This is a genomic window from Neobacillus drentensis (assembly GCF_036966985.1).
GTDB classification, from domain to species: Bacteria; Bacillota; Bacilli; order Bacillales; family Cytobacillaceae; genus Neobacillus; species Neobacillus drentensis_E.
In genome coordinates this window covers 5,528-15,716 of sequence record NZ_JBALSN010000266.1, presented here as the reverse complement: position 1 = coordinate 15,716, position 10,189 = coordinate 5,528, and the positions used below count along the sequence as shown (strand labels likewise).

Sequence of the window (10,189 nt, the reverse complement as noted above, 5' to 3'; positions counted from 1 at the left end):
CTAAGTTCAAAAACTTATCACTAAATAAAAAAAATAGGACCATTTGGCCCTATTTTCCTCGGTTTTATGAATATCGTTGAATGACACTTTGGATTTTTTGTTGTAAATAAGGGATATCTGCATTTGATACTGACAGGCGTACATTGGTCTCATCTGTCCCTAAAGCTTCCGAGAACAAGCCGGATAACCCTCTTGCCCGCCTATCTACTTGAAACATAATATCGAGGCTTCCATTCCCTGATGGGAAGAAAACAACTTCTAATTCATCTAGCTTGCCTCGAAATGCTCCTGAAGTTGGGACGAATTCAAATTCTTGAACAAATGGTAATCTTCCTCGTAATCGCCGAGGTGCTTCTTCACAATCGGCCTCACGAATTCTAAAACCTAACTGATCAATGGCAGTAAACACAGCAGACATCAATGGGTTCGGAACAACTTTAAGATAATCTTTATCACTTGGGTCGACACCGCCTTTAATATCAAGGCCTGTTGTTACCCAAACTTTTGACCTTCCAATGGAAAGTGGTGTATCGAATGGTAGTTGAAAGGAAAATGGGATGTCTTTTTTCTCATTCGGACGAATAACAAAAGGAGTAGTCAATCTGAACCTGTCAATAGCTGCAGTGACGGTATATTTTTTGTCATCTGACTCCCTTAAATAAGTGGTATTGAGGGTAAGATAAATCTCATCCACCTGCTGCTCCACCTTGCCGCCTTTAATCTCAACTACACCATTAACTGTCTCTCCTGGCATATAGGTATCTTTTTCAAGCTTTGTGTCCACAGCTGCAGACCCTATTCCTACACTGGCAAATACTTTGTTAAAAAAAGACATCGTTCTTCCTCCTAAATTAAGTATGAATTTATTATTTCAGCTCTTATTTGGGCACAGTTCTCATATGCTGGTTCAATCTGCAATAGCCTTCTAATTATGTGTTTCGCATGGTTCGAAATTTTCAGTTCCTCTTCCCAACTTTTTTCATGTATGTCTTTTGAAAAAGTAAAATTAGAATACAGCAAGAACAAAAGGAAATGTCCAAGTCCATAGAAATCCGCTTGGAAATTTATTTCTTTACGCAAATGATTTTCCTTTGTTTTTACTACCTCATTTTCGTGATGGAAATGTCTACCCAACCCTAAATCGATCAGCTTAATGTTTGAACCATCAGTAATGACATTGGGTATGCGAATGTCTCGATGGACTATTTTACGGTTGTGCAAATATTCTAGTGGTGTAAGTAATTCATTGACAATTTGAAAGGCTTCTTTTTCTGAGATTTTCCTTCCTTCTGAAAAAATGAGTTGTTCGAAATTCATGCCTTCAATAAATTCCATGGTGTAAAAGGGAATCTTGTGATAGTTTCCCTCCTCAAAATACCTTGGAAAACTTGGGTGATCAATCGAATCTAACAGTTCTTTTTCTAATTCAAAACTACCTCTCCCAGATGGGGTCAATCTTTTATGAAGACGTAAGGCTTTTAGAACTTTCTTCTGTCTACTTACCAGATCATACACCAAATAACTATGACCATAACCACCTGCTCCGAGATGGGTGATCACCTGGTATCGCTCAGCAATTAGTTCATCTTTGGGAAATGGTTTTTCCAATAAATTTGATATGAGTAAAGCGATTTTCTTCATCATGAATAAAACATCCGATTACGTTAGCTGCTGAAAAAACTACTACTTTTATATTTCTTTTTATAATAATGGTGTCCTAGGTTGTTGTGCTTATAATGATTCCTTTTCTTCCAGGCATCACTTGAGGAACTATACTTGTGATGATGTGATTTGCTTCCAAAAATCAATTTAAGGATTTTTTTTAACAACTCAATCTCCTCCTCTGCTTCGTAACTAGTTATACGTCACCCTAAAGTAAAGGTTTCAATTATTTGCAAAATTAATTTATATAAATCATACACAACAAAAAGCGAGCACAGAATGCTCGTCTTTCGTTTTAATCTATGATAAAGGAAAACTTCTTTTCCATTTTTTATTCATCATCTTCTTCTTCATCGATAATACTCTTCTCAATTAGATATTCGAAGGTGATGTCTGCAATTTCTTCTAGCTCTTCTTCGCTAGGAACGTATCCCCTTTTTACAAGCTCATGAAAGAAAAATTCGGCAATCTCTTCAGTATCAATAAAAACTTCAATTTCTCTCATAGCATCGCCCCCTTTTTAGTGAATGTATGATGTACATGGCGTTTTCATGCTAGTTACTTTAAGGAGCAAACGGAATATCCATTGGTTGTGAACAAATTTCTAAAATAAACTTGGAAAATTAAGTAGGAGATGATGTCTTTTTTGGATTGGACAAGCATAGGATGAATGAAAAGAACTTTCCAAGGGGTGGATTCGGATGTCAAATTTACAAGTAAAATTAGAGGCATGGATAGATGATGTAAATCGGGAGAATAGTAACACTATCCAATTAATTGAAAAGTTTTTAGATAGAATGTTTTTCCTCATAAAATGGGCAGGTATCCCGTTTGTTGTTTATTTACTATTTGAAATTTCAAAGTGGTAATTATACATGGCTTTTGCCATCATTACTGACAAGACTTTCTAATTTTCTGATAATCACACGCATGACTTGATAATATTCCTGATCCTGAAACATTTCATATAAAATTCGGTAATCATTAAATATGTCCAATAAATTATCAATTAGTTCCTTCTTTTCTTTTTTTCTTTCTATTTCTTCAAATTCTGCTTTTCTAATCATGTTCTGGACTTTTGGATTTTCGACTACCTTTTCTTGTTTATTCACTAAGTATAGGAGACCTAGTTTTTGAATGAATGTATCAGCATTTTCAGCATCGGCTACAAGTGTTAATTCTTCTTCACCTGCTTCAAGCCATTCACCATCACTAACTCGTGATAACTCATAAATGACATCTTCCCAGGCATCTTCCTTATAGCGCCAAATTTCTGTTCGGAAGCCTACGACTTTAAATAAGTCTGCGCCATAACCGCTTACTTGAACTAGATCACCGAAGAAAAAATTATATTCGATGTCAATTTGTTCTTTCTCCATCACAACGCCTTCAAATTCTGAAAGTAACTGTAAGGCGGATTCAATGAATAATCCGTCACTTTTATTTACTTCATATACATACTTCCCATCTAGCCACTTAACATCTGTTACCTTGCCAACTGTTCCATATATGGTAATCACGACCGTATCACCGATCTTAAACTTCGGTTTTTTTCTATTTGCCATTTCCTCCCATCCTCTCAATAATAAGTCGTGAGTTTTGATTACAATAGTATATGCATCGTTTACATAAAAGCGCATGGCATTTGTAAAATGAAAAAATCGCCTCATCGAGAGACGATTCTAATTTCCTATTCTTTGCGTTCAGTTAACAAATATTGCTGCCAGGCCTCATCAAAAACAGTCATGGATTCTAAATAATGACCGTTCAGCTCCAGATAAGAACTGATTTCATCGTAGTCCTCCGACACTTTAGGAAAACTATGATCTAAATACGCATGATTCGCAAATAAACTAATTTCATCCTTTGGAGCTGGATGCCTATATTTCATTAAAAAATGGTAAAAGGATTTGATCATATCGAAACGCCTTTCTCATCCAGATTTCTTAGAAATACTATAACGGATTCAATAATAGGCGTCCAGCGTTTCGGAATGAATGAATAAAGTATAAAGCAAAGCAGCCTGCGAGTGAGGCTGCTTCTTTAGGACGAAAAATCAAAATAATTTTTCTTTAGTAATCTTGGAATCGCCATTAATTCTTCAAAGCTGACCACTTTTCCAAGCTGTTTACAATCGATTAAATACAATTGATTTTCTATTTCTTTGACGATTGGTTCACTTTGATAAATCATTTTACAGTCAGTGCAGGAATGGGTAGGGGTTTCTGTTATTTCGATTGCCCGTGTCCCATCAGGCAATTCCCAAAACACAGAATCAGTTAATCTCACCACATTTGAGCTATTACACCACTCACATTCAATTTTCAATTCAACCCCTCCTAATCCTTCATCGTTTCCGCTGATGCGCCTTCATTTACTGATTTCTTACCTTCCATTTCTTTCTGCGTCAATGCTTTAAATTTCTTATCCTTTAGTTCATCCCGTTTGCTGCGCTTATCCTTTAATGTCGTGTGGGCAGGGTCTTGGTTGAAATCTTTACGTCGATTTAGCCGTGTTAACCCTTCAGGAACAAGGTTAAAATGCTGATCATTCATGATACCTGCGATTCCTGCAAGTGAACGCTTCTCTTCCATATCCTGATAAACCTCTTGGAAATATTTTTCTGCTCTACCCGGGACATAATTCTCCGGTTCAGGGTACGAGGTAATTACTCCTTCAAAGTTCCTAAGAACAACCTTTTCCGGACTTTGGGAGATCAGGTAATTCGGCTGGAGGGCTATTTTACCACCTCCACCAGGGGCATCAACCACAAAAGTTGGAACTGCATATCCCGAAGTATGTCCGCGAAGCCCCTCAATAATCTCAAGTCCCTTTGAAACTGGTGCTCGGAAATGACCAATCCCCTCAGATAAATCACACTGGTAAATGTAATATGGACGAACGCGAATTTTGACAAGATCATGCATCAGTTTCTTCATGATTGGCACACTGTCGTTAATGCCTGCAAGGATAACAGATTGATTCCCAACTGGAACACCGGCATTTGCAAGCATTTCACAAGCCCTTTTCGAATCCTCGGTAATTTCAATGGACGTATTAAAATGGGTGTTTAGCCAGATTGGATGATATTTTTTCAAAATATTACAGAGGTTTTCAGTAATTCGCTGCGGAAACACAACAGGAGCTCGTGTTCCAATTCTGATAATTTCAACATGATCGATTTCTCGCAGGTTTTTAAGAATGTATTCCAAGATATTATCATTAATCAGCAGGCCATCCCCCCCTGAAATCAAAACATCACGAACTTGTGGGGTTTTTCTAATATAGGAAATGGCAGCATCCAGCTGCTTCTTAGGAACACCCATGCCAATTTGACCTGAGAAACGTCTCCTTGTACAGTAACGGCAATACATCGAACATTGATTGGTTACCAAGAAGAGAACCCGGTCCGGGTAACGGTGCGTTAATCCTGGGACTGGTGAATCTTCATCCTCATATAATGGGTCTTCCAAGTCATATTTCGTTTTGTAAATTTCCTTTGAAATCGGGACCGATTGCATTCTGATCGGACAACGCGGGTCGTCTGGATTCATTAAGGAGGCATAATAGGGTGTAATATTTAAGGGAATAGTTTTCGTTGAAATTCTTACACCTTCTTCTTCATCAGGTGTTAAATTGATTACCTTTTTTAAATCGTCTAATGTTCGAATCGTATTTGTTAACTGCCAAAGCCAATCGTTCCACTGCTCTTCGGTCACATCTTTCCATAACTCTATATCTTTCCAATGCCTGCTTGGTTTATATAAAAATTGTTTCATCGTCAGTTCCTCCCATCTTGCTTCACTAAAATAATATGCAAGATTTATGCCAATGATAAAAGCGGAAGCGCCCGTTTAGCGGCGTATGGCCTGGAGCGCTTTGACTGAGATAAAGGAAACACGGAGAGCGAAAGCGCATTCGTGCTTGACTTATCGTAGGGAAAAGAGCGAAGGACACTAGCCGTTGGGCGCTGCAGCTAGATAATTAACAAAGTTCAGAGGAATAATTTCTTATATAAAAAATAAGAACCGCCGAAAAATCGGCGGCTTAGTCTATTATTTTTTTCAATTTATATTGTAGGGTTTGTCTAGGAATCTCTAAAAGCTTTGCTGCCTGATTAATATTCCCTTCAGATAATTCAAGGGCGTTCATGATCAGATCCTTCTCTAATTTTTCGATATTTTTCCTTAATGATAGATTGTCTAGTTCGCCGCGGTTACTTATGGCTGTGCTAGAAAGATGTTTTAATAAACTCGGTAAATCTTCATATTTCAACTGCTCTGCTTCACAAACATTCATCATATATTCAATGGTATGTTTTAATTCCCGCACATTCCCTGGCCATTGATAATTCGTCATGAAGAGCCCTAGTTTCTTTTCATATCCATTGATATTTTTGTGGAGTTTTTGGTTAAATTCATTAATAAAATGTTCTGTTAAAAAAAGAATATCTTCTTTTCGATCCCTTAAAGGGATAAGTGAAAAGGTAAAGACATTTAAGCGGTAATAAAGGTCAGCTCTTAGTGTTTGCGCTTGGAGAGCCTTGCTTGGGGATACATTCATGGCGGCAATCACACGAACATTTACTGAAATACTTTGTGAACTTCCGACCCTTCGTACCATCCCATCCTCTAAAACCCGTAAGAGCTTGGCCTGGAGTTCTATCGGCATCGTATGTAATTCATCGAGGAATAACGTACCACCATCTGCCAATTCAAATAACCCTTTACGGTCAACAGCACCCGTATAACTTCCTTTTGCCGTTCCAAAAAGGATACTTTCTAATAGTGTTTCAGGGATGGCTGCACAGTTTTGGGCAATAAATGGTTCATTCGAACGATGGGATTCATGATGCACGCCTTGTACAAATAATTCTTTCCCTGTACCCGATTCACCATAGACAAGAATAGGGGCATCTGATTTTGCCAGTTTCTTAGCCTCATCTTTGATCTTTTGAAACCCTGGATTCACCGTCAATAGATCATTAAAAGTATAAGAAACTTGTTTTGACGTCTTCTTCCTACTGCTTTTATTCAAGCCTTTTTGTAAATCTAATAATCGTTCCGCGAGCAGTTTCATTCGGGAATAATCTTTGGCGATTTCAACCGCACCAATGATTTCATTCCCGAGGAAAATCGGCAAGGTGGTGTTTATGGTATCGATTCTTGTCCCATGCAAGTTCATATAGACCTGTGTTTGGTTATAAATAGGCATTCCCGTTTTAATTACTTTTAGCAAGGTACTCGACTTTTCAGTAAGAGAGGGAAAGGCGTCTAGTAAATACTTTCCCTGGACTTCCTTCACGTCCATGCCATCGTGAGTGGCCGCTACTTCATTGTAAAATATGGTTTTCCCCTCTGTATTCACCACATGAATTCCTTCATCAATGCCTTTTAGAATAGCGGTTAGTACTTCTTGTGTTAAAGTGGTTAACAACACCATTCCATCACCACCCTTCATTCTACTTAAAGGTGCCGAAATCTTGGCACAGGAAGCCGAATTTTTAGCAGTTTGCCAGATCTTTTACCCACATATTCATATTTTCCAGCTTATCATAGATATAACAATTATTCATAAACCTTCCCCGATAGGAATAGCCTAACTGGAATAAGACGGCATTCATCCCCAAGGATAATGACCTGGCAATGGAATAAGCACAATAAATTCCATTTCTTTGCAATTCCCCTTCTAGTTCCTGGAGAATAATTTTCATCAAGCCGTATTTTCGATGTTCTGTCAATGTAGCACAATCCGTTAATTCTGCGTTTTTATAAAAAGAATTAACTTCTGCAGAAGCTGCACTAACAATTTTGCCTGAATGGAAGAAAGCGTAATAAATCGTTCCTTCCTTCATGGTCTTTTTAATATATTCGGGGTCATGTAATGGAGTTGGATAAATTTGAAACACCTGCCTATACAGTGCGGCTAGTTCCTCGGCGCAACTGGCATCAGCCTTTCTTAATTCATATTCTTTCGGAGGAAATGCCTTTTGAACGGTGGTGTCTAATTGATAAATACTATGGATCATCCCGTCCTCAATCACCCAATGATCATTTTTTTTACGCTCTGGGGTATAAAACTTTGAAAAAAAATAGGCATCCGAGCCAAGAAAATAACGGTCTACTACGGCTTCTGGCTGAAGGCCTTTCTCCAAAAAAGTGAAGTAATCTTCACGGCGGACTTTAATAATTAATTTTTCAGCACAATGTTCTAAAACGAGTTTTTCGACCTTCTCCATCAACAAGCTGGTATTGCCACGGTAATCATCCACACGAATACGTTTATTAAATGGATCAAGATAAATTTCGAGGAGATAATGGTCATTCTGTAGAAAAATAATGGATGCTGTTTGATTCATCGAACACACCTCATTTCGATTATTTTTCTAGCAATCTGAAGAAATGTCTGGCCCTAAAAAAGCCAGACATTTCTATTTCAATTATAACAATTTTATGATATATAATTAGGAAAAATTTTGCTATTTATTCTGCAACCTCACACCATTTTAATAGAGTTAACGCGATAATCTCACTTGCCACAAACATATCCTCGAGAACAATATGCTCATTAGCATCATGTGCGGTTTCTGTTATTCCTGGTCCGAATACCACAACGGGAGTATTCCCAATCGTAGAAAGAATACCTCCATCTGTCCCCCAAGGGCTTGCCTCGACAATCGGGCTATCCCCCTTAACCTCTATAAAATTCTTTGTCAATTCAGCCATCAAAGGATGATCATTTTCAAGACTTCCTGGCAGCCATCTTCCGCCAAACCATTCTAATTTAAGTGGATTCTCATGCAGCCACTCGTCATGCCCGCCTAATTCACTCAAGCATTTTTCCATCTCCTGCTGTGCAGATTGAATCGTTTCCTCCGGAGATACACCCATCCTGCCTTCGATCACTGCGGTGTCAGGCACCGAAGAAGGCCATTCGCCGCTCGTAAGTTTTCCGATATTAATGGGTATTGGGATGGGGATTTTGTCAAAGAGTGGATCGGTCATTCTGGCATTTCTATCTTTCTCTAATTGTTGTAATCTTTGAATGACTAAGAGCGCTTTTTCAATAGCGCTGATTCCTTTATACCTCGTACCTCCGTGTGCTGCCCTGCCTTTGACGGTTATTCTGAACCACATGGAACCTTGCTGCTTTGGAAATATTCTCAAATTCGTCGGTTCAGGAATAATTGCCCCATCCGCATGATAACCTCTTAGAACAGCAGCAAGGGTACCAGCACCGCCGCTTTCTTCCTCGATGACACTTTGAAAAATCACATCACCTTTCAGTTTGATTCCATTCGCTATTAATGACTCAATCGCCATTAATAACGCTGCGTTGCCTCCTTTCATATCTGTTGCGCCTCTTCCATACAGCTTGCCACACTCAATTATCCCGCTAAATGGGTCATGGTTCCAATTTGATTCATCCCCAACTGGGACCACATCGATATGACCATTTAAAATCATTGACTTGCCGCCGCCAGTCCCTTTTAACACAGCTACCAGATTGGGATTTCCTTCGAAACTCTTACGATCACAGCAATAGGCTGGGTGAGATATTAATTCATCACCGCCGATTTCCCAAATATCAAGGGTTAAGCCTAACTGTCTGCATTTTTCAATGATAATCGCTTGTGTACTACTTTCGTTTCCCCGTGTGCTATTTTCTCGCACCAATATTTGTAACAATCTCGCTCCACGAGCCCGATTCTCTTTTATCCACTTTTTGATTCGCATTTCATCATTGTTCAAACGATTCACTCCTTCAGAATAATTCTGCTTAGTATGGAATCATACGAACAGTTTCCCGTATTTTGAATTCGCAGCCAGTTTTATTGACAACCGTTTCTAAACTGTAAGGCGCAAATAACTCTGTTAAAAGCAAACCCTCTTCCGTTACCATGAAAACAGCTAATTCAGTTATGATTAAATCCACACAGGCGGATGAAGTTAATGGTAAAGTACAGGATGAAACAATTTTGGGATTCCCTTGTTTGTCACAGTGATTCATAACCACAATGACTTTTTGCGCTTTTTGCGCAAGTTCCATTGCTCCACCCATTCCTGGAACCTTTTTCCCTGGGACAATCCAGTTAGCAAGGTCTCCGCTATTACTTACCTGAAGCGACCCTAAAATGGTTATATCCACTCTGCCGCGGCGAATCATTCCAAATGAAATCGCACTATCACAATAAGACCCGCCCTTGTTCAAAGTAACTGGAAATCCTCCTGCATTACATAAATTTTCATCCTCTTCACCCTTACTTGGGCTAGGTCCCATCCCTGTAATACCGTTTTCCGCATGAAACATCACTTTTGTTTCACTTGAAAGATGGTTCGGAACGAGGGATGGAATCCCTATTCCTAAGTTGACTACCATACCTGAATGAATTTCCTCTGCAGCTCGTTTGGCCATTTGATTTCGAACATCTACTTCCATGCCCATTTCCAATTGACCCCCCTCGATAAAATTACATAATCCACAAACACTCCAGGAGTAATGATGGCGTCGGGGTCAAGACTGCCAA

At 38.8% G+C, this 10,189-nt stretch carries 12 protein-coding genes and 1 pseudogene; 1 reads left to right on the top strand and 12 read right to left on the bottom strand.

Annotated elements, in window-relative coordinates; genetic code table 11:
* Positions 1–64: 64 nt before the first annotated feature.
* The 3 genes from V7659_RS17865 to V7659_RS17855 all read right to left on the bottom strand — a co-directional run bounded on the left by V7659_RS17865 (position 65) and on the right by V7659_RS17855 (position 2,167).
* Complete coding sequence (locus V7659_RS17865) at positions 65–835, bottom strand: sporulation protein (protein ID WP_335541148.1); 771 nt, start codon at positions 833–835, stop codon at positions 65–67.
* Positions 836–846: 11 nt separating this feature from the next.
* A complete protein-coding gene (locus V7659_RS17860; RefSeq protein ID WP_335541147.1) occupies positions 847–1,644 on the bottom strand; it encodes a serine/threonine protein kinase in 798 nt (265 codons plus the stop codon).
* A 349-nt stretch (positions 1,645–1,993) separates the two neighbouring features.
* Positions 1,994–2,167: a YozD family protein gene (locus V7659_RS17855; RefSeq protein WP_098571979.1), complete on the bottom strand. Its 174-nt coding sequence runs from the start codon at positions 2,165–2,167 to the stop codon at positions 1,994–1,996.
* 196 nt (positions 2,168–2,363) lie between these two features.
* Between V7659_RS17855 and V7659_RS17850 the strand changes: the two genes are divergently transcribed.
* Entirely contained in the window at positions 2,364–2,531 is a 168-nt protein-coding gene (locus V7659_RS17850) for a hypothetical protein (RefSeq protein ID WP_335541146.1), read from the top strand.
* On the opposite strand, the gene V7659_RS17845 is transcribed toward V7659_RS17850, so the two are convergent.
* The 9 genes and pseudogenes from V7659_RS17845 to V7659_RS17805 all read right to left on the bottom strand — a co-directional run.
* Positions 2,532–3,227 carry a hypothetical protein gene (locus tag V7659_RS17845; RefSeq protein ID WP_335541145.1) on the bottom strand — a complete coding sequence of 232 codons (696 nt, stop codon included), beginning with the start codon at positions 3,225–3,227 and terminating at the stop codon, positions 2,532–2,534.
* Positions 3,228–3,352: 125 nt separating this feature from the next.
* The gene (locus V7659_RS17840; RefSeq protein ID WP_335541150.1) at positions 3,353–3,577 is read right to left on the bottom strand and encodes a YozE family protein; all 225 of its coding nucleotides are present in this window, start codon (positions 3,575–3,577) and stop codon (positions 3,353–3,355) included.
* A 128-nt stretch (positions 3,578–3,705) separates the two neighbouring features.
* Positions 3,706–3,990, bottom strand: coding sequence for a YokU family protein (locus V7659_RS17835; protein WP_335541144.1), 285 nt, complete (start codon positions 3,988–3,990; stop codon positions 3,706–3,708).
* 11 nt (positions 3,991–4,001) lie between these two features.
* Positions 4,002–5,441, bottom strand: a complete 1,440-nt coding sequence (ablA, locus tag V7659_RS17830; protein ID WP_335541143.1) for a lysine 2,3-aminomutase — start codon at positions 5,439–5,441, stop codon at positions 4,002–4,004.
* A 268-nt stretch (positions 5,442–5,709) separates the two neighbouring features.
* Positions 5,710–7,104 (bottom strand): sigma-54 interaction domain-containing protein, encoded by a 1,395-nt coding sequence (locus V7659_RS17825; protein WP_335541142.1) that lies wholly within the window; start codon positions 7,102–7,104, stop codon positions 5,710–5,712.
* Positions 7,105–7,165: 61 nt separating this feature from the next.
* Positions 7,166–8,020 (bottom strand): putative beta-lysine N-acetyltransferase, encoded by an 855-nt coding sequence (gene ablB, locus V7659_RS17820; protein WP_335541141.1) that lies wholly within the window; start codon positions 8,018–8,020, stop codon positions 7,166–7,168.
* Between the two features lie 124 nt (positions 8,021–8,144).
* Complete coding sequence (locus V7659_RS17815; protein ID WP_335541149.1) at positions 8,145–9,398, bottom strand: peptidase; 1,254 nt, start codon at positions 9,396–9,398, stop codon at positions 8,145–8,147.
* Between the two features lie 43 nt (positions 9,399–9,441).
* On the bottom strand, positions 9,442–10,107 hold the full coding sequence (locus tag V7659_RS17810) for a 3-oxoacid CoA-transferase subunit B (protein ID WP_335541140.1): 666 nt from the start codon (positions 10,105–10,107) through the stop codon (positions 9,442–9,444).
* A pseudogene (locus V7659_RS17805) lies at positions 10,092–10,189 on the bottom strand (CoA transferase subunit A); the annotation flags it as partial. The pseudogene V7659_RS17805 and the gene V7659_RS17810, both read right to left, overlap by 16 nt.